The organism is Arthrobacter sp. LjRoot78 (genome assembly GCF_964254335.1).
Taxonomy (GTDB): Bacteria; Actinomycetota; Actinomycetes; order Actinomycetales; family Micrococcaceae; genus Arthrobacter.
In genome coordinates this window covers 2,756,857-2,783,820 of record NZ_CAXUTG020000001.1, presented here as the reverse complement: position 1 = coordinate 2,783,820, position 26,964 = coordinate 2,756,857, and the positions used below count along the sequence as shown (strand labels likewise).

23 protein-coding genes and 1 tRNA gene are annotated in these 26,964 nt (G+C 64.7%); 18 read left to right on the top strand and 6 right to left on the bottom strand.

The window, feature by feature from the left end:
* Window positions 1-10: 10 nt before the first annotated feature.
* The gene (gene bcp / locus ACSQ1X_RS12955; protein WP_436057951.1) at window positions 11-481 is read right to left on the bottom strand and encodes a thioredoxin-dependent thiol peroxidase; all 471 of its coding nucleotides are present in this window, start codon (window positions 479-481) and stop codon (window positions 11-13) included.
* Between the two features lie 96 nt (window positions 482-577).
* Here bcp and ACSQ1X_RS12950 point away from each other — a divergent pair, with 96 nt between their 5' ends.
* Complete coding sequence (locus ACSQ1X_RS12950) at window positions 578-1,060, top strand: MarR family winged helix-turn-helix transcriptional regulator (RefSeq protein WP_051628953.1); 483 nt, start codon at window positions 578-580, stop codon at window positions 1,058-1,060.
* Window positions 1,061-1,072: 12 nt separating this feature from the next.
* Here the strand turns inward: ACSQ1X_RS12950 and ACSQ1X_RS12945 are convergent, their stop codons facing one another.
* The 5 genes from ACSQ1X_RS12945 to ACSQ1X_RS12925 all read right to left on the bottom strand — a co-directional run bounded on the left by ACSQ1X_RS12945 (window position 1,073) and on the right by ACSQ1X_RS12925 (window position 4,616).
* Complete coding sequence (locus ACSQ1X_RS12945) at window positions 1,073-1,348, bottom strand: hypothetical protein (protein WP_436057950.1); 276 nt, start codon at window positions 1,346-1,348, stop codon at window positions 1,073-1,075.
* Window positions 1,349-1,520: 172 nt separating this feature from the next.
* Window positions 1,521-1,596: transfer RNA gene (locus ACSQ1X_RS12940), tRNA-Lys, on the bottom strand.
* 106 nt (window positions 1,597-1,702) lie between these two features.
* The gene (locus ACSQ1X_RS12935) at window positions 1,703-2,836 is read right to left on the bottom strand and encodes a PQQ-dependent sugar dehydrogenase (RefSeq protein WP_436059336.1); all 1,134 of its coding nucleotides are present in this window, start codon (window positions 2,834-2,836) and stop codon (window positions 1,703-1,705) included.
* Window positions 2,837-2,864: 28 nt separating this feature from the next.
* The gene (locus ACSQ1X_RS12930) at window positions 2,865-3,977 is read right to left on the bottom strand and encodes a sunset domain-containing protein (RefSeq protein ID WP_436057949.1); all 1,113 of its coding nucleotides are present in this window, start codon (window positions 3,975-3,977) and stop codon (window positions 2,865-2,867) included.
* A 75-nt stretch (window positions 3,978-4,052) separates the two neighbouring features.
* Window positions 4,053-4,616: a hypothetical protein gene (locus ACSQ1X_RS12925; protein WP_436057948.1), complete on the bottom strand. Its 564-nt coding sequence runs from the start codon at window positions 4,614-4,616 to the stop codon at window positions 4,053-4,055.
* A 124-nt stretch (window positions 4,617-4,740) separates the two neighbouring features.
* Here ACSQ1X_RS12925 and ACSQ1X_RS12920 point away from each other — a divergent pair, with 124 nt between their 5' ends.
* From ACSQ1X_RS12920 to ACSQ1X_RS12840, 17 genes are all read left to right on the top strand, one after another.
* A complete protein-coding gene (locus tag ACSQ1X_RS12920) occupies window positions 4,741-5,664 on the top strand; it encodes a LysR family transcriptional regulator (protein WP_055796071.1) in 924 nt (307 codons plus the stop codon).
* Between the two features lie 140 nt (window positions 5,665-5,804).
* On the top strand, window positions 5,805-7,526 hold the full coding sequence (ilvD, locus tag ACSQ1X_RS12915; protein ID WP_055796060.1) for a dihydroxy-acid dehydratase: 1,722 nt from the start codon (window positions 5,805-5,807) through the stop codon (window positions 7,524-7,526).
* A gap of 381 nt (window positions 7,527-7,907) precedes the next feature.
* Entirely contained in the window at window positions 7,908-9,809 is a 1,902-nt protein-coding gene (locus tag ACSQ1X_RS12910; protein ID WP_436057947.1) for an acetolactate synthase large subunit, read from the top strand.
* A gap of 2 nt (window positions 9,810-9,811) precedes the next feature.
* The gene (gene ilvN, locus ACSQ1X_RS12905; protein WP_028271611.1) at window positions 9,812-10,324 is read left to right on the top strand and encodes an acetolactate synthase small subunit; all 513 of its coding nucleotides are present in this window, start codon (window positions 9,812-9,814) and stop codon (window positions 10,322-10,324) included.
* 79 nt (window positions 10,325-10,403) lie between these two features.
* Complete coding sequence (gene ilvC, locus ACSQ1X_RS12900; protein WP_028271612.1) at window positions 10,404-11,429, top strand: ketol-acid reductoisomerase; 1,026 nt, start codon at window positions 10,404-10,406, stop codon at window positions 11,427-11,429.
* A 140-nt stretch (window positions 11,430-11,569) separates the two neighbouring features.
* The gene (gene serA / locus ACSQ1X_RS12895) at window positions 11,570-13,159 is read left to right on the top strand and encodes a phosphoglycerate dehydrogenase (protein ID WP_055796052.1); all 1,590 of its coding nucleotides are present in this window, start codon (window positions 11,570-11,572) and stop codon (window positions 13,157-13,159) included.
* A gap of 208 nt (window positions 13,160-13,367) precedes the next feature.
* On the top strand, window positions 13,368-16,163 hold the full coding sequence (locus ACSQ1X_RS12890; protein WP_436057946.1) for an ABC transporter permease: 2,796 nt from the start codon (window positions 13,368-13,370) through the stop codon (window positions 16,161-16,163).
* Entirely contained in the window at window positions 16,160-16,915 is a 756-nt protein-coding gene (locus ACSQ1X_RS12885) for an ABC transporter ATP-binding protein (RefSeq protein WP_028271615.1), read from the top strand. Before ACSQ1X_RS12890 ends, ACSQ1X_RS12885 begins: the two co-directional genes overlap by 4 nt.
* A 65-nt stretch (window positions 16,916-16,980) precedes the next feature.
* On the top strand, window positions 16,981-18,540 hold the full coding sequence (gene metG / locus ACSQ1X_RS12880) for a methionine--tRNA ligase (protein WP_436057945.1): 1,560 nt from the start codon (window positions 16,981-16,983) through the stop codon (window positions 18,538-18,540).
* A 414-nt stretch (window positions 18,541-18,954) separates the two neighbouring features.
* Entirely contained in the window at window positions 18,955-19,671 is a 717-nt protein-coding gene (locus ACSQ1X_RS12875; protein ID WP_436057944.1) for a hypothetical protein, read from the top strand.
* 88 nt (window positions 19,672-19,759) lie between these two features.
* Window positions 19,760-20,569, top strand: a complete 810-nt coding sequence (locus tag ACSQ1X_RS12870; protein ID WP_436057943.1) for a class F sortase — start codon at window positions 19,760-19,762, stop codon at window positions 20,567-20,569.
* Between the two features lie 81 nt (window positions 20,570-20,650).
* Window positions 20,651-21,703, top strand: coding sequence for a 3-isopropylmalate dehydrogenase (locus ACSQ1X_RS12865; RefSeq protein ID WP_436057942.1), 1,053 nt, complete (start codon window positions 20,651-20,653; stop codon window positions 21,701-21,703).
* A 102-nt stretch (window positions 21,704-21,805) separates the two neighbouring features.
* The gene (locus ACSQ1X_RS12860; protein WP_436057941.1) at window positions 21,806-22,918 is read left to right on the top strand and encodes a branched-chain amino acid aminotransferase; all 1,113 of its coding nucleotides are present in this window, start codon (window positions 21,806-21,808) and stop codon (window positions 22,916-22,918) included.
* 91 nt (window positions 22,919-23,009) lie between these two features.
* Window positions 23,010-23,792, top strand: coding sequence for an MBL fold metallo-hydrolase (locus ACSQ1X_RS12855; protein ID WP_436057940.1), 783 nt, complete (start codon window positions 23,010-23,012; stop codon window positions 23,790-23,792).
* Window positions 23,793-23,877: 85 nt separating this feature from the next.
* Window positions 23,878-24,654 (top strand): fumarylacetoacetate hydrolase family protein, encoded by a 777-nt coding sequence (locus ACSQ1X_RS12850; RefSeq protein ID WP_436057939.1) that lies wholly within the window; start codon window positions 23,878-23,880, stop codon window positions 24,652-24,654.
* Window positions 24,655-24,698: 44 nt separating this feature from the next.
* The gene (gene gltX / locus ACSQ1X_RS12845) at window positions 24,699-26,213 is read left to right on the top strand and encodes a glutamate--tRNA ligase (protein ID WP_436057938.1); all 1,515 of its coding nucleotides are present in this window, start codon (window positions 24,699-24,701) and stop codon (window positions 26,211-26,213) included.
* Complete coding sequence (locus ACSQ1X_RS12840) at window positions 26,213-26,950, top strand: HAD family hydrolase (RefSeq protein ID WP_055796022.1); 738 nt, start codon at window positions 26,213-26,215, stop codon at window positions 26,948-26,950. Before gltX ends, ACSQ1X_RS12840 begins: the two co-directional genes overlap by 1 nt.
* Window positions 26,951-26,964: the final 14 nt, after the last annotated feature.

Sequence of the window (26,964 nt, the reverse complement as noted above, 5' to 3'; positions counted from 1 at the left end):
GCGAAAACGACTAAGACAGTCCGAGGTCCCGGCGCAGCTTGGCCACATGGCCGGCGGCCCGTACGTTGTACTGGGCGACGGACACCTTGCCGTCAGGGTCCACCACAACGGTGGACCGGATGAGGCCCTCGTAGGTCCGCCCGTAATTCTTCTTCTCCCCCCAGGCGCCATAGGCCTCAGCCACGGTGTGGTCTTCGTCGGACAGGAGCGGGAACGTCAGCCCTTCCTTCTCTGCGAACGTGGAGAGCTTCCCGATCGGATCAGGAGAGACGCCGACGACGTCATAGCCTTCGCGTTGCAGGGAAGCGAGCGTGTCGCGGAAGTCGCACGCTTCCTTGGTGCAGCCCGGCGTCGACGCTGCAGGGTAGAAGTACACGATGGTGTTCCGGCCGCGGTAGTCCTTCAGGCTGACGTCCTTCCCTGCGGAATCCTTCAGCGTAAAGTCCGGTGCCGGAGTGCCGGGGGTGAGTCGTTCAGCCAAGATTTTCTCCTTAGGAATGTTCTGGACATCAAAGCTTAGTAAGCGGGGGAGCGAGGGACGAATCCCACGCTGGCTATACTAAGTTGTATGCCTGATATGGATCGCTGGCCCACAGGGCGCCTCTTGTCCACCGCGGCACGTCTCGTGGAACACTCCTGGAACGAGAAGCTGGGAGCCATCGGGCTCACCCATGCCGGAGTGATCGCCATGGAGGTACTTTCGCTTAATGGACCCATGACGCAGGCGCAGCTGGCTCAATTGGTCCGCGTCCAGGCCCAGACCATGGGAAAAACACTCAGCAGGCTCGAGGTGCACGGCCACATTCGGCGCGAGCGCAGCACGTCCGACCGCCGAAGCCACGTGGTGTCCCTGACTGAGCGCGGAGTGGAGGCCGTGGCCGCTGCGGCGGACATGGAGCGGACCGTGCTTGCGGCCGCTTCGATCGACCCGGACATCCTTCGTCAGGAGCTCCAGGCTGTGGTGACAGTCCTGGCCAGCCGTTTTTCCTCGCCGGAGACCAAGGCAATCGTGGCAAGTGCCGAGTCCGGCCTTACCGTGGACGCGAACAGCGCTAACTGATCAGCTGATTCACTACCCCAGGAGCCGGACGGCAATGGCTTCCAGCGCCTGAACGTCCCAGCCCTTATTCAGGGGGCCTAATTTGGCCTGCAGGACGGCCATTACGCCCATCTCCAACATGGCCTGCAAAGCCGAGCCGGGGTTTTCGCTGAACTCGAGGCTGCTTTCCATGATCCCCAGCGCGTCGACGTCCGTGGAGGGGAGCGGCAGGGAGGCCGCCATGGCGGCGCCAAGCGCTTCGGCGTCGGCTTCGATCGTGCCCGTCACAGTAAACCGAAAGACAGCCATGGTTAGCCCCTCCCACACCTAGGAGTGACGTCACTCTATCCAGTGCGGCGCAGGTGCTCCGATGCTTAAGGTGAATATTTCCTAAAGAATTGTGGCCAGGCCTGATGCAGTGTTTTCGGGCAAAGCGAAACCCCGCCTTCACGGCTTTTGGCCTGTGAAGACGGGGTTTCTCTGGTGCACCCCCCGGGACTCGAACCCGGAACCCATTGATTAAGAGTCAATTGCTCTGCCAGTTGAGCTAGAGGTGCAACTGTTGTTTTGGTTCTTCCCGATGGCTTTTGTTTCCCTCGTTCATCTCCGCAACGACATGAAACTCTACACGAGTTTTAGCCCGGTGTGAAATCGGCGCCTGCATCAGTCTCCGCGACTGCCTGGGGGCGCCAAAATCAGCGCGGAATCAGGGTTTTGATTGTTGGTAAGCATCCACAGGGTGCCGTCCGGGGCCAGGGAAACGTCGCGGATGCGCCCGAACTTGGCTGTGAAATGGCTCACAGGATTGCCCGCATTTTCACCATCGAGCGGGACTGCCCACAACCGCTGGCCCCGCAGCGCTCCGAGATACGCTGTGGAGCCTACGATCTCGAGTCCGCTCGGAGACGATTCCGCGGTGGACGGCCAGACGACTTTGGCGTCAATGAAGCCGGGGTTTCCCGGAGCTCCGGTGACCTCGGGCCAGCCATAGTTCCCGCCCGGCTGGATCAGGTTCAGTTCGTCATCCACGTTCGGTCCGAATTCGCTGGACCAGAGCCTGCCCGCGTCATCCCAGTCGAGTCCCTGCACATTGCGGTGGCCAAGGCTGTAGACCGGGTTGTCTCCGAACGGGTTGCCGGGCGCCGGCTCGCCCTTTTCCGTGATCCGGAGGATCTTCCCGCCAAGCGCGTTCGGATCCTGGGGCTGGTCGCGGCGCTGGGAGTCTCCGGTTCCCACATAGAGGTTCCCGTCCGGTCCGAAACGGATGCGGCCACCGTTGTGGGTTGAGGCTTTCGGGATGCCAGCGAAAATTGTCTCCGGCGGACCCAGCCCCAGCGCGCCTCCTGGATCACGCTCAGTCAGTGTGAGCCGGGCGATCCGGTTGTCGGACCGGGCTGTGAAATAGGCGAAAAGCGACCGGTCGGAGGCGAAGTGTGGCGACACTGCCAGTCCCAGGAGGCCGCCTTCACCGCCCGGCTCTACTCCGGGGACACTCCCCAGCACCGTTGTCTTCCCGTCCTTGACCGCCTTGAGTGTGGCGCTGTCACGTTCGGAAATGACGGCCGTGCCGTCCGGCAGGAACACCGTGGACCACGGCACGCTCAGTCCCTCCACTGTCCGCAGCACGCGGGGTTCCTGGCCCGCCCTGTTGCTGCCTGTGACTTGACCGGCGTTACCCGTGGGAGGACCGCTGCCGCCACCTGTGCAGGCAACCAACGCCAGCGCCGTCACGACGGCGGTGACAGGTCCCGGGAGGAGCGCAAGCATGGATCTGCGCCCCTCCTTGTCCCGGCTCATGGTGACGGCGGCCCTCCGGTTGCCGGACCTAGTGCCGGCTACGTCGCGGCGCCCGGAAGCCGGCCGCTTCGGCATGGGCGGCTGACTCGAACCAGACCTCCGCTACGGTTTCCTCGTAGGCCGGGCTTGTTTCATCGTGGTAGATCATCTGCTGCGCATTGCCCTTGACTGTGTAGCCCTCGGGTGCGCTGCCATCAGGAGCCGGGGCGGCTGATCCTTCCCCATACGGTTTGTCCGCCGCCAGGTGTCCGGCGGGTTCAGCCGTGTGGCTCGCGGCCCCTTCGGTCGCGGCCGAAGAGGAGGCCGCCTGCATGGTTTCGGCATCCCCCTCGGAAGGGACTCCTGTGTCGTTCGCAACGACCGGCCCGGTCCCGCCGGCCGGTGGCAGCTCCGCCCCCGCTCCTGACTCCCGGGCATCTTTATCCCGAACGGCTGTGTCCAGGACGACTTCCGCTGCGGCGGATTCGGCGCCGGGAAGAGTGGGGGCATGCGGCTCCGTGTACTCGGGGTGATGGACAGGAGCCGTGGTACCCGTCCCGGCGGTCCGGGATTCGCCCGCTGATTCCTTAGCCGGAGCCTCCATGGTGTGCGATTCGGCGTGCGCTTCCGCCGCGTGCGGGGTGCTGGCCGCCTCGGACCACTGCGCCTCCCACTCAGCTTTGTCGGACACGGCTGCCTTCTCGGACACGGCTTCTTTATCGGGTACGGCTGCGTGCTCAGGTTGGGCTGTCACTTCAGGTTCGGCGGTGCCGGCGGGTTTGACACTCGCGTTTGAGGGAGCCCGGGCGTCCGTGGCCGCTGTGGGCACCTCCGTCGTGGCCGTTGGGTCTTCGTCCCAGTCGTCCACATCTCCACCGGCGGGTGCGGAAGTTGCCGGTGCGGCTTTGGCTGCCAAGCTGAACCCTGCGGCACCGGGCATTCCGGCGGTGGCGGCCGCGTCTGCCGAAGGTGCTGCGCTGCCTCCGGCCGGTGCTCCGGCAACGGGCCGGGGAGTGCCGGCCTGCCCTGACGGTGGAACGGACGCATCGGTATCGGAGAGCGTCGATGGTCCGGTGGTAGTTCCTGAACTGTTGCGGTTCAGGAGCCACCACACAACTCCGACGATGACTACGATGACGATGACCCAGATAATCCAGTCCATAGCAGAGCCCTTCTGTCCATAAGGCAAGGTTGCCGTTGCTTGACGTTACGTCGGTGTGATTAGGGCTGTAAAGGTTCAGAGGGGCAGCCCGCGCCGGATGAAGTCGGCCATGAATTCATAGAAGTCCGCGGCGTCGTCGGCCTGTTCGATGCTTCGCGGCCCGCGAGCGGACCGCTGGTCCGGTCCTGCCGGCTCCGAAGCCAGCCGCATGCTGTTCTCCACCCCGAAACGGAAGGCTTTCCCCGTGCTTGCGGCCACTTCGTAACCGCCCGGGGAAGATGCGACGGCGGGCAGCCGGAGGGCGTGCGAAAGGTTGGTCATGTTGATCGCCACCGGTACCCCCGCGGCGGCCAGTGATTTTTCATCAAATGGGGCCACGATGATCTCGGCCGGGTGCCAGCGGTAGCCGATAACATAACTCCGCCGGCGCGGAGGAGCCCAGCCACGGGCTGCGGCACCCGTCCCCTCGAAGCTGTTGGAGCCACAGACGAGGTTGTAGTCGCCGTAGTTGGGAATCTGGTGATCGAAAACCGCGCGGAGCCTGGTCTTCAGCTCTTCGCTGCTGAGCGGGGGACCGTCGTGAGTGTCGGGTGCGGGGTTGGTCGCGTCCGGGTTGACCGGCACGGGCTTGCTGTTCACAGTGAAGTCCTGATGGTCGACCGGCAGGGTGGCTTGCACGCTACCAGAGCCGGCGCAGGATGCCTTGTCACGTCGGGACTGCACGAGGGATCCGTGCCCGGGCACTGTCCTGTAGCCTCGCATCATGGATTTGAAACGGCTCCGGATTCTCCGTGAACTCTCGGACCGGGGCACAGTCGGCGCCACCGCCGAAGCGATGGAGGTGACGCCGTCGGCCGTATCCCAGCAGCTCAAGACCCTCCAGGACGAACTGGGCGTTGTCCTGGTCGAGAAGTCCGGCAGGGGAGTGCGGCTGACCGAGGCCGGGCGCGCGATGGCGGCAGCGGCGGCGGACGTGTCCACTGCCATGGCCCGCGCTGAGGCCACCATCGACACCTACCGGCAGGGCTGGCAGACGCACGTCAAAGCGGCCTTCTTTCCGAGCGCAGCGGAAATGTTCCTCCCCGGCCTCCTGCACCGCGTCAAGGCGGTGGAAGGACTCCGGTTCGAGGCCTCTTTCGAGGACCCCGGCGTTGCCGGCTTCGCTGCCCTGGCCGCCGACTACGATATCGTCCTGGCCCACAGCGTTGATGGTCCCGATGTTTTCGCCCGGCAGGGGCTGGTGGTGGTTCCGCTGCTGAACGAGCCGCTGGATGTTGCTGTGCCGGCCGGACACGTCCTGGCGGCGAAGTCCTCGCTGACCGCCGGCGACGTGGTGGGATTTCCGTGGATGGGCGTCCCGGAAGGGTTCCCCTTCGACACGGTGCTGCGCCAGATCGAGGTCCAGGCAGGGTCTCCGGCGGTGCGCGCGCAGTTGTTTCCCGATCTTCGCGTCCTGGAAGCGCTTGTGAGTGCCGGACACGGGCTGAGCCTGCTGCCGCGGTACACCGCCTTGCGGAACCAGGAACGCGGCTTCGTCTTGCGCCCGCTGCTCGGAGTGACTGCCCGCCGGAGCATCGTGGCGCTCGCACGCCCGGATGTGGCGGCACGGACCACGATCGCGCAGGTCCTGTCCATGCTGGAGGCCGAAGCTGCGGCGATCAATGCCGCCGGACTCCGTGACGCCTGACACATCCAGGGCGGTTCCGACCCTCTCGATCTCATTATTCGAGACGAGAGTCCACTATTTGATCGAAATATTCCCGGTTTTCGGCTTAACGGGGCCCTCCGGGTCGTTGGCGTCCCGATCGGAGTCATAGACTTTGACCCATGAGTGAGGACACCCAAACAGCAACCGAGAACAAGATTGACATCAAGCCCCGCAGCCGAGTCGTCACCGACGGGATCCATGCCGCACCCGCGCGCGGTATGTTCCGCGCAGTCGGCATGGGCGATGACGACTTCTCGAAGCCCCAGATCGGCGTCGCGAGTTCCTGGAATGAAATCACTCCCTGCAACCTCTCACTGAACCGACTGGCCCAGGGTGCCAAGGAGGGTGTCCACGCAGGCGGCGGTTTCCCCATGCAGTTCGGCACCATCTCCGTCTCGGACGGCATTTCCATGGGCCACGAGGGCATGCACTTCTCGCTGGTCTCCCGCGAAGTCATTGCCGACTCCGTGGAAACCGTGATGCAGGCCGAGCGCATCGACGGCTCCGTGCTCCTCGCAGGCTGCGACAAGTCCCTGCCGGGAATGCTGATGGCTGCCGCGCGCCTGGACCTCGCCAGCGTGTTCCTCTACGCCGGCTCCATCATGCCGGGCTGGGTCAAGCTGGAAGACGGTTCCGAGAAGGAAGTCACCCTTATTGACGCCTTCGAAGCCGTGGGTGCCTGCGCCGCCGGCAAGATGAGCCTCGGGGACCTGGAGCGCATCGAAAAGGCCATCTGCCCGGGTGAAGGAGCCTGTGGCGGCATGTACACGGCCAACACCATGGCCTGCATCGGCGAAGCCCTGGGCATGTCCCTTCCGGGCTCTGCCGCCCCGCCGTCGGCAGACCGCCGTCGTGATGAGTTCGCCCGCAAGTCCGGCGAAGCAGTGGTCAACCTGCTCCGCCTCGGCATCACGGCCCGCGACATCATGACCAAAAAGGCGTTCGAGAACGCCATAGCCGTGACCATGGCCTTCGGCGGCTCCACCAACGCCGTCCTGCACCTGCTCGCCATCGCCCGTGAAGCCGAAGTCGAACTTACGCTCGACGACTTCAACCGCATCGGCGACAAGATCCCGCACCTCGGTGACCTTAAGCCCTTCGGCCGCTACGTCATGACCGACGTGGACAAGATCGGCGGCGTGCCGGTCATCATGAAGGCCCTGCTCGACGCCGGACTGCTGCACGGCGACTGCCTCACCGTTACCGGCAAGACCCTTGCCGAGAACCTCGAGTCCATCAACCCGCCGGACCTCGACGGCAAGATCCTTCGTGCGCTGGACAACCCGATCCACAAGACCGGCGGCATCACCATCCTGCACGGTTCCATGGCGCCGGAAGGCGCCGTCGTCAAGAGCGCCGGCTTCGACGCCGACGTCTTTGAGGGCACCGCCCGCGTCTTCGAGCGCGAACAGGGCGCCCTGGATGCTCTGGACAACGGCAAGATCAAGGCCGGCGATGTCGTCGTCATCCGCTACGAAGGTCCGAAGGGCGGTCCGGGCATGCGCGAGATGCTCGCCATCACCGGCGCCATCAAGGGCGCGGGCCTCGGCAAGGACGTCCTGCTCCTGACGGACGGCCGCTTCTCCGGCGGGACCACCGGCCTGTGCATCGGCCACGTTGCTCCTGAAGCAGTCGACGGCGGCCCCATCGCCTTCGTCCAGGACGGCGACAAGATCCGTGTCGACATCGCAGCACGTACCTTCGACCTCCTGGTCGACGAGGCCGAGCTGGAATCCCGCAAGATCGGCTGGGAGCCGCTTCCGGCCAAGTTCACCAAGGGCGTGCTCGCCAAGTACGCCAAGCTGGTGCACAGCGCCTCCACCGGCGCATACTGCGGGTAGTACCCGCAGCCGCGCTGACCCAACTGACTGGCAGCTAACGTCGCCAAACGCGCTTTTCGGAGCGTTAGCTGCCAGTCAGTTGGGGAAGGCGCTCAATCTGTGGACAACGGCGTCCACATAGTGAGATGCGTACCGTCGTCGTTGACACGCTTCTCACCAGAGGGAAAACTGAACGCATGATCGCATTCGTTACTAGCTGCGCCGCTGCAGAGGCAGACGTCGTCCTTACCAAGCGCGTGGCTCAATAGCCCGACTGGTAACGAACCGTCACGCGCAAACCCCTCGAAGAGCCTCACGGCTGAGGGGTTTTTTTATTTGTTGCACATATTGAACCCGTCATGAGAAGTACCCGCTAATAAAGATCCACAAAGGAAGAGTCCGATGAGCAAAGGATCGCCGATCAGCCCCTCGCTGATGGCTACAAAGTCCGCTGGAGCCCCCAAGGCTCCGGAACGCGCCGACCGCACGGCTGATGCCGGCGTCGAGCACGCTGCTGCTGTCTCTCCTGTACTCGGACCGAACAACGTTGTACCCCCGACGGTGATGACCGGTTCACAAGCTATTGTCCGCTCGCTCGAAGAACTCGGCGTGGACGATATTTTTGGTTTGCCCGGTGGCGCGATCCTGCCCACCTATGACCCCTTGATGGCCTCCCGCATGAATCACGTGCTGGTCCGTCACGAACAGGGAGCCGGCCACGCCGCGCAAGGCTACGCCATGGTTACCGGGCGGGTGGGCGTTTGCATTGCCACCTCAGGCCCCGGCGCCACCAACCTCGTTACCGCCATCATGGATGCGCATATGGATTCCGTGCCGCTGGTGGCCATCACCGGCCAGGTGTCCAGCGGAGTCATCGGTACCGACGCTTTCCAGGAAGCTGACATCGTGGGCATCACCATGCCGATCACGAAGCACTCGTTCCTGGTGACCAACCCCAATGACATCCCGCATGTCATGGCCGAGGCGTTCCACCTTGCGTCAACGGGCCGGCCCGGCCCCGTCCTGGTGGATGTTGCCAAGGATGCCCAGCAGGGCCAGATGACCTTCTCCTGGCCGCCGAAGATCGACCTTCCCGGCTACCGGCCGGTGGTCCGGGGCCACAACAAGCAGGTTCGCGAAGCGGCGAAGCTGATAGCCGCGGCCAGCAAGCCCGTCCTCTACGTTGGCGGCGGCGTGGTGAAGGCGCATGCTTCGGCGGAACTGCGGGAGCTCGCCGAAATCACCGGCGCGCCTGTGGTCACCACCCTGATGGCCCGCGGCGTGTTCCCGGACTCGCACCCGCAGCATGTCGGCATGCCGGGCATGCACGGCACGGTGTCCGCCGTCACCGCGCTGCAGCAGTCCGACCTCCTCATCACCCTGGGCGCCCGTTTCGATGACCGGGTGACCGGCGTCCTGAAGACCTTCGCGCCGAACGCCAAGGTGATCCACGCGGACATCGATCCCGCCGAGATCTCCAAGAACCGCGCGGCGGACGTTCCGATCGTGGGCTCCGTCAAGGAGATCATTCCGGAACTCACCGAGGCGGTGAAGACGCAGTTCGCTGCTTCCGGCAAGCCGGACCTGGAGAACTGGTGGACGTTCCTGAACAACCTGAAGGATACGTATCCCCTGGGCTGGACCGAGCCCGAGGACGGCCTTACCGCGCCGCAGCGCGTCATTGAGCGCATCGGTGCCCTGACCGGTCCCGAAGGGATTTACGTTGCCGGCGTCGGACAGCACCAGATGTGGGCGGCCCAGTTCATCAAGTACGAACGCCCCCACGCCTGGCTGAACTCCGGCGGAGCCGGCACCATGGGCTACGCGGTCCCCGCGGCCATGGGCGCCAAGGTGGGTGCACCGGACCGTGTGGTCTGGGCCATCGACGGCGACGGCTGCTTCCAGATGACCAACCAGGAACTGGCCACCTGTGCCATCAACAAGATCCCCATCAAGGTTGCCATCATCAACAACTCCTCGCTGGGCATGGTGCGCCAGTGGCAGACCCTCTTCTATGAGGGCCGGTACTCGAACACCGACCTGAACACCGGCCACGAGACGGTCCGCATCCCGGACTTCGTGAAACTGGGCGAGGCCTACGGCTGCGCGTCCTTCCGGTGCGAACGCGCTGAGGATATCGACGCCACCATCCAGAAGGCCCTTGAGATCAATGACCGACCCGTGGTCATCGACTTCGTGGTGAGCCCCGACTCCATGGTGTGGCCGATGGTGCCCGCCGGAGTGAGCAACGACCAGATCCAGGTCGCCCGCAACATGACCCCGGAATGGGAAGAGGAGGACTGATCATGACCCGCCACACGCTGTCCGTTCTGGTCGAAGACAAACCCGGTGTGCTGACCCGAGTCGCGAGCCTCTTCGCGCGCCGGGCCTTCAACATCAATTCCCTGGCCGTCGGCCCGACGGAAGTTCCGGGCATGTCCCGGATGACCGTCGTCGTCGACGCCGACGGTGACCTGATCGAACAGGTCACCAAGCAGTTGAACAAACTTGTCAACGTGATCAAGATTGTTGAACTGACCTCAGAATCTTCCGTACAGCGAGACCACATCCTGGTCAAGGTACGTGCGGATGCCGCAACACGCCTGCAGGTGACCCAGGCTGCAGACCTGTTCCGCGCTTCAGTGGTCGACGTCTCCACAGACTCGGTGGTCATTGAAGCAACCGGCCACCCCGAAAAGCTCACCGCACTGCTGTCAGTGCTCGAGCCCTTCGGCATCCGCGAAATTGTGCAGTCCGGCACCCTGGCCGTTGGACGGGGATCCCGCTCCATGAGCGACAGGGCTTTGCGCAGCGCTTAGGCGCAGCGCACAGCCCGTGCAGTAACGCAACACCACAGACTATTTACACTCGAGAATCCACTCAAAAGGAGTTACGCAAGTGACTGAAATGTTCTATGACGACGACGCTGATCTGTCCATCATCCAGGGCCGGAAGGTAGCCATCGTCGGCTATGGCTCGCAGGGCCACGCCCACGCCCTGAACCTGCGCGACTCCGGCGTTGAAGTTACCATCGCCCTCAAGGAGGGCTCTGCCTCGATCGCCAAGGCACAGGACGCCGGATTCACGGTCAAGAACGTCGCCGATGCCGCCGAATGGGCAGACGTCATCATGATCCTGGCGCCGGATCAGCACCAGCGCTCGATCTACAACGACTCCATCAAGGACAAGCTGACCCCCGGCAAGGCCCTGGCCTTCGCCCACGGCTTCAACATCCGCTTCGGTTACATCGAGGCACCGGAGGGTGTTGACGTCATCCTGATCGCCCCGAAGGCTCCCGGCCACACCGTGCGCCGCGAATTCGAAGCCGGCCGCGGCATCCCGGACATCATCGCCGTCGAGCAGGACGCCACCGGCGCAGCCTGGGACCTGGCCAAGTCCTACGCCAAGGCCATCGGCGGCACCCGCGCCGGTGTCATCAAGACGACCTTCACCGAAGAAACCGAAACCGACCTCTTCGGCGAGCAGGCAGTCCTGTGCGGCGGTGTTTCCCAGCTGGTCCAGTACGGCTTCGAGACCCTGACCGAGGCCGGCTACCAGCCGCAGATCGCCTACTTCGAGGTGCTTCACGAGCTCAAGCTCATCGTTGACCTCATGTGGGAAGGCGGCATCGCCAAGCAGCGCTGGAGCGTTTCTGACACCGCAGAGTACGGCGACTACGTCTCCGGCCCCCGCGTCATCACCCCCGAGGTGAAGGAAAACATGAAGGCTGTCCTCGGCGACATCCAGAACGGCGCGTTTGCCAAGCGCTTCATTGAAGACCAGGACAACGGCGGCGTCGAGTTCAAGGCACTGCGTGCCAAGGCTGAGCAGCACCCCATCGAGAGCGTCGGCCGCGAACTGCGCGGCCTGTTCTCCTGGCAGCAGCAGGACGAGGACTACGTAGAGGGCTCGGCAGCCCGCTAAGGCTGCCTGCCGCCAGGCCATCGGCCAGTGCCCTTCACAAGGCAGCAGTGAGGCCGGGTTCACACTTAACAATGTGAGCCCGGCCTTTCCGTCAGCCTAGACTTGATTTATCCCCCGGACTGCAACGCAGAGGATCAGCCGTGTCAAAACCCGTAGTACTGCTCGCCGAAGAACTTTCACCCGCCACAGTCGAGGCCCTCGGCCCGGACTTCGAAATCCGCCAGACAGACGGCTCGGACCGTTCCCAGCTGCTCGCTGCCATCGTGGATGTTGACGCAATCCTGGTCCGCTCTGCCACGCAGGTGGACGCTGAGGCCATCGCCGCGGCCAAGAACCTGAAGGTCATTGCCCGCGCCGGAGTGGGCCTGGACAACGTCGACATCAAGGCCGCCACGCAGGCCGGTGTCATGGTGGTCAACGCCCCGACGTCGAATATCGTCTCTGCCGCTGAACTGACGGTTGGGCACATCCTGAGCCTCGCCCGCCACATTCCGCAGGCCAGTGCCGCGCTCAAGGACGGCGAATGGAAGCGCTCCAAGTACACGGGCATTGAACTCTACGAGAAGAAGATCGGCATCATCGGCCTCGGCCGGATCGGCGCCCTCGTGGCAGCCCGCCTGAAGGGCTTCGACACCAAGATCCTGGCGTACGACCCCTACATCACCTCCGCTCGCGCCGCCCAGCTGGGCGTGCAGCTGGTCACCCTGGACGAGCTGCTGGCACAGTCGGACTTCATCACCATCCACATGCCGAAAACGCCCGAAACGGTGGGCATGCTCGGCGCTGAGGCGTTCAAGAAGATGAAGAAGACCGCCTACGTCATCAACGTCGCCCGTGGCGGCCTGGTGGACGAGGAAGCCCTGCACGCTGCCCTGAAGGACGGCGAAATCGCCGGTGCCGGCGTGGACGTGTTCGTCAAGGAACCCAGCACCGACCTGCCGTTCTTCGAGATGGACAACGTGGTGGTGACCCCCCACCTGGGCGCCTCCACTGACGAAGCCCAGGAAAAGGCCGGCGTCTCCGTGGCCAAGTCGGTGCGGCTCGCCCTGGCCGGCGAACTGGTCCCCGACGCAGTGAACGTAGCCGGCGGTGTCATCGCTCCGGACGTGCGCCCGGGCATCCCGCTGATCGAGAAGCTGGGCCGCATCTTCACCGCACTGACCCACGCATCCCTGACCCAGTTCGACGTCGAAGTTGCCGGCGAGATTTCCTCCCTGGACGTCAAGGTGCTGGAATTGGCCGCGCTCAAGGGCATCTTCGCCGACGTCGTGACCGAACAGGTCTCCTACGTCAACGCCCCGGTCATCGCCGAGCAGCGGGGCATCAACGTCCGCCTGATCACCACGCCGGACACCGAGTCGTACCGCAACCTCCTGACGCTGCGCGGTGCCCTGAGCGACGGCAGCCAGATCTCCGTCGCCGGGACACTGACGGGTCCCAAGCAGATCCAGAAGCTCGTGGGCGTCAACGGCTACGAGGTGGAAATTCCCATCAGCGAACACCTGGTGGTGGTTGCCTATGCGGACCGTCCCGGTGTCATCGGCACCATCGGCCACATCCTGGGCATGAACAACATCAACATCGCCGGCATGCAGGTTGCGCGCCAGGCCGAGGGCGGCCAGGTCTTGGCCCTCCTGACCATTGACAGCTCGGTTCCGCAGCAGGTCCTTGACGCGATCAAGGCCGGCATCGGTGCCGAGATGGTGCGGGAAGTCGACCTCGAAGACTGACCTCCCGCCTAATCGGTGAACTTCTCGTGACAGACGTTAACTTCTGCCACGTATGATTGGCCGGTCTGCGTACAATGGCTGGGTCCGATTTTCGGATCCGGCCGGCAGACCGGCCATTATTTTTTGCACACCCGGCAGGGGACGCCTTCACATCCGTTAGATGTGGACAGAGGTGTGCGCTCACGCAATCCAGCTTTCAGGGAGCCCAATGAACGCCGTCCAGAGGTTCATCAGAAGCCGAGTGCTTTTGCTGACCGCGGCCATTTTGATCGTCGCCATGTGCCTGTCCGTCCTCGTCCAGGGCCAGTCACAGGCAGCGCTCAACCGAACAGTCGACCAGAATTCCCGCGGACTTTATGACATCCTGGTCCAGGCCAAGGCAGGTTCCGGCGGCGCACTCATGCAGCCGGAAATCGCCAACGGCCAGGGCGGTATCAGCTTCGATCAGCTTGATGGCATCAGGAAGCTCACCGGCACCTCAGTGGCGGCCCCCATCAGCCTCGTTTCACGGGTATCGCAGAACCTCGAAGCGCCGCGGCTTGACGCAATGGACTACCTCGGATTCAACGCCGGCCTCGTGGGCACGGCGACCGCAGGGGAGCCCGGCGGAACCGACCCCAGCAAGTGGCCGGCAGCGGAATCGGTCCTCACTGACGAGGCCAAGAAATACCGCATGACGGCCACTGCGGTCAGCTCCGACGGACAGTCGGAACAGACCCTGTTCAAGTCCATGGCCGAAGGTTCCCTCGGCAAGGCCAAGCTCGTCGAAGAGCAGACCGCCGGCGGCAAGAGCATCCGCATCGCAGGCGCCGATGGGGAAACGGGCATCAAGTTCCCGGCTCCCGCGGGCGGCTCCGAACACAACCTTTTCAACCTGTCGGTGTCCCTGCCGCTGGCGCCACAGGTGACAGAGTCCGTCGTCGCCGTCGACCCCGTGTCCGAACGTGCCCTCCTGGGCACCGCCGGCGACTTCCTGGCACCACTCGAAAAGGCGCCGCCGGCAGACGCCCGGAACGCCGGGGCCATAGGCCGCCACTTCGAAAGCCTGTTCACCACGGGAATCAGCATGCAGGAGCTTGAAGAGGGGCCTGACTTCCTCGGCGTCAAGCTCAAGTACTGGGCACCCCTGATGACCCAGTACCAGCAGGCCAAGCGCGCAGGGCAGCTCACCGCTGATTCCCAGGCGATCCCGCTGATCGTCCGCTCCGGCACCTCCCTCGACCTCAAGTACTCGGTCAAGATCGAGGAGATCGACGGCTCCGGAAATGTGGTCAAGGACGTGGGCACGGTGACTCGTTCGCTGGACAAGGACTACCTTCCGTTCGTTTCCAAGTCGCCGTTCGCCCTGTCCTGGCCGGGCTCGCAGGACTACTCCCAGCTGCTGGGGAACACCGGCAACTTCAGCCAGGGCCTCTACAACCCGGCAACGTGGAGCACCGACTTCGCGTCCGCCCCCAAATACACCGACGGTGCCACCGCCGGCAACGGCGCCGTGGACAAGACCGCCACACCGGGGGAGTGGGTGACCGTCAACCGCCTTCCGGAGAAGGGTGCGGGCGGAGCACCCGTCGACCAGACCCAGCGCGAGCCTGTTGACGAACGTTCCTACCGCGACAGCCTGGAGACCGGCACCAAGGTCGCCGCGCCGCTGGCCATGGTCTACGGCACGTTCGACGCCGAGAAGGTCAAGGAAGCCGCCGGGGACGTTAACCGGCTGCCCCTGGGCGGCTACGATCCGTCGCCCCTCACCCTGACCGAGGACGCCCAAGGCAAGAAGGTGGAGAACACCGAACTCAAGCCGTCACTGAGCGCGACGGGACTGGTCAGCCAGTCTGCCGGTGCGATTACCGACTACTACGGCCTCGCCGCCGCCCGGGGATACGAACAGAACGCTTCGGTCATCGACGCCGTCCGCGTCAAGGCCAAGGCGCCGGGCAGCTGGAAGGAGTCCCAGCCGGAGGTCGAGAAACTCGCGGACGAAATCCGCGACATGGGCCTCGAAGCAACGGTTGTTGCCGGCTCGGCGCGTGAAGACGCCAACATTTTCGTTCCCGGATACTCCAAGGACGGCGCCGGCAAGGAATCCGCGCTGGGCACCGTCACCCAGTCGTGGGTCCGCCAGGATGCAGCCGACGCCGTGTCCGGTTCCCTGACCGGAACCAACGTGACGCTGCTGTTCCTCACCCTGTGCGGTGCCGCTTTGCTGACCGGCGCCTCCACCGTCAGCTACATCCGCCAGCGCCGCCGCGAAGCCGGCACCCTGCGAGCCATGGGTTGGACCCAGAACAGGATCCGCAGCTGGGTTCTCGCCGAGTTCGGCGTCGGAGCGGCCATGCTGGCGATTGCCGGGATCATCCTGAGCCTGGTCAGCTGGAACCTCGCTACGGTCATCGTTTCCGCCTCAGTGCTGGTGCTCTACGCCGCCGCCGCCTACTTCGCGGCACGGCAGCTGAGGCACCGTGACGAAATCGACCAGGAGCCGCAGCACGACGAGCGGCTGATCGCCGTCGACTCCCCGCTCACGTTCGCCAACCGCCAGTTGAGCACCAACAAATTCAACACGATCTCGCTGGCCGTGGCAGTCGGGGTTTTTGGTGCCGCCGTTGGTGGCCTGATCGCCCTGCTGATCGACATCCCGAGAGCCGCCGGCGCCAGTGCCCTCAGCGGCCTGGCTGCTGCCAGCGTGGCGCTGCCCAGCATCGTCCTGGCACTCTCCGGAGTAGCTGTGGGGCTGGTGCTGACCCTTGTCACCGGACGGTTCGAGCTCCAGGCCAAGCGGCAGTACCTCGGCACCCTCGAAGCCATGGGCTGGAACCCGGACATGCTGGGCCAGGTCCGGCTGTTCGAAAACGCCCTCGTGGGCACGGTGGCCCTGCCGCTCGGCGTGGTCGGCGCCCTCGGCATCGGCCTCCTGCTCGCCCCCTATGCTGCGCTCTGGGCCGCCCTGGCCGGACTCGTGGCTGTACTTTGCTGGATTCCAATTGCAACGAAAGTGGTCCAATGAACAACGACCTGAATCTCGACCGGATTCCCCAGGATGACGCCGGGGACGGCTCGCTCCAGACCCGTGCAAACACCATCCTGAAGGCCGCAGACCACGGGACCCCGCTGGAACTGAGCAACATCACCATCCGCTACGGCGGCCAGAAGGGCGGAGCCGACGCCGTCAACGTCGTCGAAGGCTTCGACCTGACCCTCCACGCCGGAGAAATGCACTGCGTCGCCGGCCGAAGCGGTTCCGGCAAGACCAGTATCCTGACCGTCGGCGCCGGCCTTACCCTGCCGACGTCGGGCCGTGTGTACTGGGAGGGCCAGTCCCTCGAGAGCATGGGCGACGACGAAATCGCCGACCGCCGCCGGGCCCTGATCGGCTACGTCGACCAGGGCGGCGCGCTGATTGACGGCATGAGCGCACTGGAGAACGTACTGCTGCCGGCCGTGCCGGACGGCGAAGTGGACCAGCGCCGCGACATGGCAAAGGACCTCCTGGACCTTGTCGGCCTGGGCCGTCGCATGCGCCACCGTCCGGCCCAGCTGTCCGGCGGCGAGCGGCAGCGTGTGGCGATCGCACGTGCCCTGATCCTGGGCACCCGCGTCCTCGTGGTCGACGAACCGACGGCGAGCCTGGACCGTACCTCGGCCAACCGCATCATCAGCATCCTGAAGGACACCACGTCCGACGGAATTGCCGTGCTGGTGGCGTCACATGACCACGAACTTGTCCGGCTCAGCGATACCCTGACCGAACTGATCTAGATTTAGGGGTAGCGTTCCACCAGCTCCCGGCCCGCACCGCTTCCGAAAAAAGGTAACTTCCCAGAGTGTCGTCTTCAGCCCAGACCCCGTTCTACATCACCACCGCCATTACGTACCCCAACGGCGTGCCGCACATCGGCCATGCCTACGAGTACATTGCCACCGACGCAATGGCCCGGTTCAAGCGCCTGGACGGCTACGACGTTTTCTTCCTGACCGGCACGGACGAGCACGGCATGAAGATCGCTCAGACGGCCGAAAAGGAAGGCATTACGCCCAAGGAGCTGGTGGATCGGAACGCCGAAATCTACAAGGCCGCCCACTCCGCCCTGGGAATCTCGTACGACCGCTTCATCCGCACCACGGACGAGGACCACTACGCCGCTTCCCAGGCCATCTGGAAGAAGATGGAGGCCAACGGGGACATCTACCTGTCCAAGTACGAGGGCTGGTACTCGGTCCGCGACGAGGCGTATTACGTTGAAGACGAGACCGTCGTCAAGGAAGACGGTCTCCGCTACTCGCGCGAGACGGACACCGAGCTGACCTGGACGGCCGAGGAAAGCTACTTCTTCCGGCTCTCCGCCTACCAGGACAAGCTGCTGGCACTGTACGAGGCACACCCGGAATTCGGTGCCCCGCAGTCCCGCTTCAACGAGGTCATCAGCTTCGTCAAGCGGGGGCTGGACGACCTCTCCATCAGCCGCACCACGTTCGACTGGGGCGTTCCCGTGCCCGGCAATGACAAGCACGTCATGTACGTGTGGGTCGACGCGCTGACCAACTACCTGACCGGCGTCGGTTACCCGGACATCGACTCGGAATCCTTCAAGAAATTCTGGCCCGCCGATGTCCACGTGATCGGCAAGGACATTTCCCGCTTCCACGCCATTTACTGGCCGGCGTTCCTGATGAGCGCCGGGCTGGAACTGCCCAAACGGATCATGATCCACGGATTCCTGAACAACAACGGCGTCAAGATGTCCAAGTCGCTGGGCAACGTGGTGGCTCCGTCGGATTTCGTGGCACAGTACGGCCTGGACCAGGTGCGCTTCTTCTTCCTCCGCGAGGTGCCCTTCGGCGCCGACGGGAGCTACAGCCACGAGGCCATCGTCGGCCGGATGAACTCCGACCTCGCCAACAACTTCGGGAACCTGGCACAGCGCTCACTGTCGATGGTCGCCAAGAACTGCGAGGGCCGGGTCCCGGTCCCCGGCGTCTTCACTGCAGAGGATGCCGCGCTGCTGGCGCAGGCCAACGGACTGCTGGACGCCGCCCGGGCCGCGTTCGAGAAGCAGGAATTCAGCCGCGCCCTGGAAGCGATCTGGGGCGTCCTTGGCGACACCAACGCGTACTTCGCCGAGCAGGCGCCATGGGTGCTGCGGAAGACCGACGTCGAGCGCATGAACACGGTGCTGTACGTGACCGTTGAGGTGCTCAGGATCGTTGCGATCCTGGTCCAGCCGGTCATGCCGACCGCGTCCGCCGCACTGCTGGAAACCCTCGGCCAGCCCGACGGCGACGCCCGCCTGTTCGCGGCGGTCGCCGCGCCGCTCGTTCCCGGCACGGAGCTCCCTGCACCGGCCCCGATCTTCCCGAAGTACGAGGAGCCGGCCGAAGCGTAGTCCGGCCGGACACCCTGGCGTCCCGCCATAATTCCCCCGATGCTCCCTCACTTGCCACAGCAGGTGGGGGAGCGCTTTTATGCCCGCTGATTTGCCGGTGCGAGGTTCGGGCCGTGGCAGAAGCGCCCAAGTTTCCAAGTAGTCCGCCGTATGCGTGCGAGTGAATATTTTCACGAAGCAGGTAATTGGTACCTGTGCCTGTTTGAGTAAACGCGTACCTGTTACTCGGGTTTAACCGGAGCCGCAAACCTAGCCTGAAAAGGCAAGCGAACTGATGACACTGTCTGGGGAGTAACTGTCGCCTTCACTTCGCTGTTTGAGGTCTCACACAGGTTTTGTTTTTACTGGTCTCGAAGACGGTTACTCCGCACAGTCTGGTCAGTTCGAATCGGATTTGGTATGGAGGGACCGAACATGAAACGGACAATAGCCACTCTGGGGGTGGTGGGCCTCGGCGTTATGGGGGCCACAGTGGCGGCCTACGCCGCGCCACCGGCTTCCAGCGACGGAAACAGCATTATCATCTGCCACGCCAAGGGCGGATCTGGAAGCTATACAGCGGTAGAGGTCAGTGTCAACGGGCTTTCGGGACACAGCGGGCACGCTGACGACGTTGTCCCGCAGAACAATGGCGACACTCTGCCGGGCGGCCAGAACCTGACACCGGCGAATCTCGCACTTCTCGCCCAGGGCTGCGCGGGCGGGGGTGTCGTACCGACAACTCCGCCGCCGCCTCCGCCCACGGACGAACCAACGGATGAGCCGACGGTCACCCCGACGGTCACCCCGACGGATGAGCCGACGGACGAACCAACGGTCGAGCCGACGGTCACGCCGACTGATACGTCGACGACTCCTGCGGTTGTCACAGTGGTAGTGCCGCCGGCAACCACACCGGCGGCCGTCACGCCGGCTCCCGCTGCAGTGACCCCGGTTGCGTCAACGCCCCAGGGGGCTGCCGCAGCATCCGTTCCGGCAGCTAGCAATACGGGCTACAACGTCCAGACGGCCGTGGGCAGCTCCCCTGGCGGAGTCCCCGCCTGGCTGACCATCCTGACCGGCCTCTTTACCGCGGCAGGTGCCTGGGTGCTCGTCAAGAGCGGCCTGCGGTCGCGCGGCGCAAGCAGCTAGGACTGTAAACCCCGGGGCGGGTGCCGTGAACTTACGGCGCCCGCCCTCCGGTTGTGCATCACCTTCCTAAAATCTTCAGGAGCCCAGCATGGTCTGTCACGTCCGGTACCGGCATAGGCATGCCGCCCGTATCCGCAGCCTGGTTCTTAGCACCCGGGACCTCCTGGTGCTGGCCTTCTGCGTCGCGGGGATTCTCGGGGCCTGGCTGGCCTACGGTGTGACCGGATCCGGCAACCACGGAGCAACTGCGGCCGGGGAACCGGCGGCAATAGTCCTGTCCGGGCGCTTGCCGGATCCGCTGGCGCAGGCCACGATGCCTGCCGCCGGAGCGCAGGCCGCGGAATCCGTTGCAAAGACGGATCCTGTTGCGTTGCACGCCGTACCGTTGCCTGCCGAGCCGTTGGCCGCAGGCGGTGCAGCCCCGGCGGCACCGCCTGCTCCTTCCTATCCCGCGGCGGCGGCACCGCAGCGCATCATCTACCCGGCTGCCGGCATGGACGTTGTGGTGCACCCCCTGGAACCGGAGTCGGTCGACGCCGCAAGCCACAGCATCGTGCCACCGGAGACGATGGATGGCTACTGGCTCGCGAACCTCGGGACGCCCGGCGCTGGCTCCGTGAACACCAGCTATGTCATCGGCCACAGCTGGGAGGGGCTTGACGCGCCGTTCAACCACTTGAGTTCCGCCGCCGCGGCCGGGGACGAGTTGACAGTTGCCACGTCAACCGGCGCCATCACCTACAGGGTGGACTCCGTGACCACGTACACGAAGGCCACCTTGAAGGACAGCCCCATCTGGGCAGTGGTTCCCAACCGGTTGGTCCTTATCAGCTGCTACACGGAGGATCCGTGGGGTAAGAACGTTGCCGTCGTCGCCTCGCCCCTGCCAGGCCGCTGATACGCACCGGCCGGCATTCCTGGCTGTTCGAATATTGAGACGACTTGACCATCATGTGGATAGCTTGGTTACGCTGAAACGATGAGCGCACCCACGATTAATCTTGCTGTCATTCCCGGCGACGGCATCGGCCCCGAAGTTATCGCCGAAGCGTTGAAAGTGTTGGAGAAGGTTGTAGCCGCCGAAGGCGTCACGCTGGACCAGACCCACTACAAGCTGGGAGCCCAGCATTGGCTTGAGACGGGCGAGACCCTCCCGGAGGCAGTACTCAGCGACCTCCGCACCCGCGATGCCATCCTCTTCGGCGCCGTCGGTGCAGCCCCCGGTGACACCCGGATCCCTTCCGGCATCATCGAACGGGAGATGCTGCTGAAGCTTCGCTTCAGCCTGGACCATTTCGTCAACCTGCGCCCGTCACGCCTCTTCGGCACGGTCGGCAGCCCGCTGGCCAATCCCGGCGACATCGATTTCATTGTGGTCCGCGAAGGCACCGAGGGCCCGTATGTAGGCAACGGCGGCACCCTGCGGGCCGGGACCAAGCACGAGGTTGCCACCGAGGTTTCGCTGAACACGGCCCACGGCGTGGAACGGGTTGTCCGGGACGCATTCCGCAGGGCCAGCGAACGCCCGCGCAAGCACGTCACCCTTGTCCACAAACACAATGTCCTGGTTTACGCCGGCCATTTGTGGAAGCGGACAGTCGAAGCGGTGGCGCAGGAATTCCCGGACGTTACCCACGACTACCTGCACATCGATGCTGCCACCATCTTCATGGTCACCGACCCCGCACGCTTCGACGTCATCGTCACGGACAACCTCTTCGGTGACATCATCACCGACCTCGCCGCTGCCGTCACCGGCGGCATTGGCCTCGCGGCCTCGGGCAATATCAACATGGAACGCACCGCTCCGTCCATGTTTGAACCCGTGCACGGATCTGCCCCTGACATCGCCGGTCAGCAAAAGGCCGATCCAACGGCGGCAATCCTGTCGGCGGCCCTGCTTCTGGACCACCTCGGCTATGCGGAGGCAGCGAAGAAGATCGAAGCGGCAGTCATTGCCGACGTCGAAACCCGGGATGGCCGGGAGCGCACCACCAGCGCGATCGGTGACGCAATCGCCGCCGCCGTTTAGGGCCACGCATCGGGCGTAAGCTAGTTTCGAATCACCAATAATGCTGCCGTGGTCCGACGCTGAACCACGTTCACACACCAGGCAGCCGACCGTGGAGGAACCATGACTCAGACTGCCCATGGCGTCGAATTCACCCATCAGCCTTCGGTAACCCCGAAGTCTGCTGAAGAGCGAGCAGCCATCCTGGCGAACCCGGGTTTCGGCAACTATTTCACCGACCACACCGCAGTTGTCGACTACAGCGTCGACGAGACCGGCAAGGGCGGCTGGCATGACGCGCGCATCGAGGCATACGGTCCCATCTCGCTTGACCCGTCGGCGGCGGTGCTGCACTACGGCCAGGAGATCTTCGAGGGCCTCAAGGCCTACCGCCATGCCGACGGCTCGGTCTGGACGTTCCGCCCGGAGGCCAACGCCGCCCGGCTGAACAAGTCCGCCCGCAGGCTGGCGCTGCCGGAGCTTCCGGAGGAGTACTTCCTCGGCGCCATCCGCGAACTTGTGCAGGCCGACCGCGAGTGGGTTCCCGCCGGGGACGGCGAGGCGCTCTACCTGCGCCCGTTCATGATCGCCACGGAAGCGTTCCTGGGTGTCCGCGCGGCCAGGGAAGTCTCCTTCCGCGTGATTGCATCACCGGCCGGAAACTACTTCGGCGGCGAGCTGAAGCCGGTGTCGATCTGGATCTCCCGGGAGTATGCCCGGGCTGGCCGCGGCGGCACCGGTGCAGCCAAGTGCGGCGGCAACTACGCAGCCTCCCTCATCGCCCAGCAGGAGGCCGAGGCCCACGGCTGCAAGCAGGTCCTCTTCCTGGACCAGTTCAATGACAACGCCGTGGAAGAACTCGGCGGCATGAACGTTTTCTTCGTGATGAAGGACGGCTCGCTGGTCACCCCCGCCCTGACCGGGACCATCCTGGAAGGCGTCACCCGGATGTCCGTCATGCAGGTGGCCAAGGACATGGGCCGCACCGTCACCGAGCGCAAGATCACCCTGGACGAATGGCGGGATGGCGTCGCCTCGGGCGAGATCACCGAGGTCTTCGCCTGCGGGACTGCAGCTGTCATCACGCCCATCGGAGTGCTCAAGGACGCCACCGAGTTCATCGGTTCCGAGGATGCGAAGGCGGGGGAGACCACCATGGCCATCCGCGAGCAGCTTCTCGGCATCCAGACGGGCACGGTCGAGGACACCCACGGCTGGCTGACGCGCCTCGCCTGAGTCTCCCCACTTTCCTGACGCACGACGCCGGGTGGGCCGTAAGCATTACGGCCCACCCGGCGTCGTGCGTTAACAGTGCGAAGATGGGTGGGTGAATCCCGAATCCTTTCCGTCGATTCTTCCGGCCAGCGACCTGACGCGGTTCCGGCTAGCACCCAACCCCGGACCCATGAGCCTTGACGGGACCAATTCATACCTGCTGGGCGGCCCCGATTCGGGCAGCACCGTGGTGGTGGACCCCGGGCCGCTGGACGAACAGCACCTGCGGGAACTGGCCGGGGCAGGGAGGGTGGAGCTCATCCTCATCACGCACCGTCATGCCGACCACACCGCGGCGGCGGCGCGCTTCCACGAGCTCACCGGGGCGCCAGTGCGCGCAGCAGATGCACGGCACTGTCACGGCGGGATTCCCCTGGCTGACGGGGAAACCATCCTCGCGGCGGGGGTTGAGATCCGTGTGATTGCCACGCCCGGCCACACCTCGGACTCGCTCTGTTTTCATCTGCCCGCCGACGGCAGGCACGGATCGGTACTGACCGGCGACACAGTTCTGGGCCGCGGCACCACGGTGCTGGACTTCCCCGATGGCAAACTGGGCGACTATCTGGCAACCCTGGACAGGCTTGAGGGCATTGGCCCGGCCACCGTGCTGCCTGGTCACGGAGCCGTGCTCCCGGCGCTCGATGAAGTTGTCCGTGCCTACCGGAACCACCGGCACGAACGGCTCGCGCAGATCCGGGCTGCCCTGGCGGGCCTTGGGCCATCTGCGGGGGTGGGCGAAATCACTGATGTCGTCTATGCGGATATCGACCCCGCCGTCCGTACGGCCGCTGAGAACTCCGTGGCCGCACAGCTGGAGTTCCTCCGCGGCTGAGCACCGGGATGCCGGGCTCCGGCGCGGTGCTGGCGCGGCAGTGCCCGCGGCGGGACGCCCGAGCGGAGACTGTACGCTAGGAACCATGCGTATCGCCCGTTTTGTAGCTGATTCTGATCCCCTCTACGGTGTTGTTGAAGGCGAGCCCGGCAGTGAGGTAGTCACTGTTATCAAGGGCGACCCCTTCTTTCACGGCGTGGAACGAACCACAATAAAGCACAAGCTGGAGGACGTTCGCCTCCTCGCGCCGATCATTCCGCGCAGCAAAGTGGTGGGCGTGGGCCGCAACTTCGTCGAGCACGCCGCGGAACTGGGCAACGAGGTCCCCAAGCAGCCGCTGCTGTTCCTGAAGCCGAACACCTCGGTGATCGGCCCCAACGATCCCATCGTGCTGCCCGAATTCTCCGAGGAAGTCTCCTTCGAGGCCGAGCTGTGCGTCGTCATCGGCCGCATCTGCAAGGACGTGCCCGAGGACCGCGTGGATGACGTCATCTTCGGCTACACCTGCGGCAACGACCTCACCGCCCGCGACGTCCAGAAGACGGACCTGCAGTGGGCACGGGCCAAAGGCTTTGACACTTCGGCGCCGCTGGGCCCGTGGATCGAAACCGAGCTCGACACCGAGGACCTCCGGATCCAGGGCTGGCTCAATGGGGAACTGCGCCAGGACGGCAGCACGAGCCAGATGATTCGGGGCGTCCGCGAGCTCGTCTCGGTAGTCTCCCAGGCCTTCACGCTGCTTCCCGGCGACGTGATTATGACCGGTACGCCCGCTGGTGTGGGCGTGGTTGCGGCCGGCGACCGCTTTGAGGTGGAGATCGAAGGCATCGGCCGGCTCTCCAACCCGATCGTCCGGCGCTAGCGGCGAGGCCCGGCCTCCGGGCAGGCGGTAAAGTTGGAGTCACTATGACTACTCCTTCTGTGTCCAACGCCGTCTCCAGTCCTGCCGTCACCGCCGAAACCCCGGTCCGGGTGCGGTTCTGCCCGTCGCCCACGGGCACGCCGCACGTCGGCCTGATCCGCACGGCGCTGTTTAACTGGGCATACGCCCGGCATACCCAGGGAACCTTTGTCTTCCGCATTGAGGACACGGATGCGGCGCGGGACTCGGAAGAGAGCTACGAGCAGTTGCTTGAGGCCCTGAAGTGGTTGGGCATCTCGTGGGAAGAGGGCGTGGAAACAGGCGGACCGCACGAGCCGTACCGCCAGTCACAGCGCCTGGATCTCTACAAGGACGTCGTGGCCAAGCTGCTGGAAGCCGGCTACGCCTACGAGTGCTACTCCTCGCCGGATGAAGTTGAAGCGCGCCACCGTGCCGCCGGCCGCGACCCCAAGCTCGGCTACGACAACTTCGACCGTGAACTGACCGAGGAGCAGATTGCCGCGTTCAAGGCGGAAGGCCGCGAACCGGTGCTCCGTGTCCGCATGCCCGATGAGGACGTCACCTTCACCGACATGGTCCGCGGCGAAATTACCTTCAAGGCCGGAAGCATCCCGGACTACGTGATTGTTCGCGCTGACGGGTCCCCGCTGTACACCCTGGTGAACCCGGTGGATGACGCGCTCATGGGGATCACCCACGTCCTGCGCGGCGAGGACCTGCTGTCGTCCACCCCCCGCCAGGTGGTGCTGATCCGCGCGCTGATGGACATCGGCGTCGCAAACTACATGCCGGTGTTCGGCCACCTTCCCTACGTGATGGGCGAGGGCAACAAGAAGCTGTCCAAGCGTGATCCGCAGTCCAACCTGTTCCTGCTCAGGGACCGCGGATTCATCCCCGAGGGCCTGCTCAACTACCTCTCCCTGCTGGGCTGGAGCCTGTCCGCCGACGAAGACATCTTCACGGTGGAACAGCTCATCGAGCACTTCGACGTCCACGACGTACTTGCCAACCCGGCACGCTTTGACATCAAGAAGGCTGAAGCGATCAACGGCACGCACATCCGGATGCTGGAAGCGGACGACTTCAGGGGCCGTCTCGTTCCTTACCTCCGCGCAGCCGGCCTCGTGGGGGAGAGCCTTACGGCCCGCGAAGAGGAGATCCTTGCCGAGGCAGCACCTCTGATCCAGGAGCGCATCGCCCTGCTGGGCGAGGCTCCCGAGATGATTTCCTTCCTGTTCAAGAACGACGACGCCATCGACGTTGCGGACGACGCCCGCAAGGGACTGCCGGAAAACCTCACCGAGGTGCTGGACGCGGCAATCGCAGCCCTCGACGCCGTGGCTGACTGGAACGCCGAGAGCATCCAGGCCGCGCTGAAGCAGGCGCTCGTGGAAGGCCTGGGCGTGAAGCCGAGGCTGGCGTTCGGCCCGGTCCGGACGGCCATTTCCGGGCGCCGGATTTCACCGCCGCTCTTTGAGTCAATGGTGATCCTGGGCAAGGCATCCTCGTTGGCCCGCCTGCACGCTTTCCGCGGCTGATGACTGCACTGCGTGGCGACGGCGGCCGTGTGCTGCACACGGGCTTCGGCGTCATCCGGGGCGTGCTGTTCGATATTGACGACACCCTCGTGGACCTCGAATACGCCATGACCACGGCGCTGCGTGATGTCAGCGAGCATCTCCTGCCCGGCCTGGACCAGGCCGGGTGGGAGAAATTCGGGCGGATCTTCACGCACGAAACCACACATTTCTATGACCGCTACCTGGCCGGGGAGCTGACTTTCAACGAGCAGCGGCTCCTCCGCGGGCGGGCCGCCCTGGGACATTTCGGGGTGGAACTGGAAGAGGGGGAGGAATCCCACGCGTGGGTTACGTCCTACGCCGCCCTGCAGCACGGCTATGTCCGTGCGTTTGAAGACGTGGCCCCTGTGCTGGACGCCCTCGACGCCGCAGGAATTCCCTACGGAGCGGTGAGCAACAACGTGCACGATTACCAGCGGGTGAAGCTGGATACTGCGGGACTTCAACGGATCAGGGTGCTGGTGGGCACGGACACCGTGGGCGTGCCCAAACCGGATCCGGCCATCTACCTCGAGGGCGTACGCCTCCTTGGCAGCAGCGCCGCTGAAACGCTCTATGTGGGAGACAACCGCCTGCTGGACGCGGAAGGTTCGACGGCGGCCGGCCTGCTGGGCGTATGGCTGAACCGCAGCGGTGAAACGGAGTCTGTTTTTGCCGGCCACCAGGTGGGGTCGCTCGTCGAGCTGCTGGGATAGCCCGCGGCCGGTGG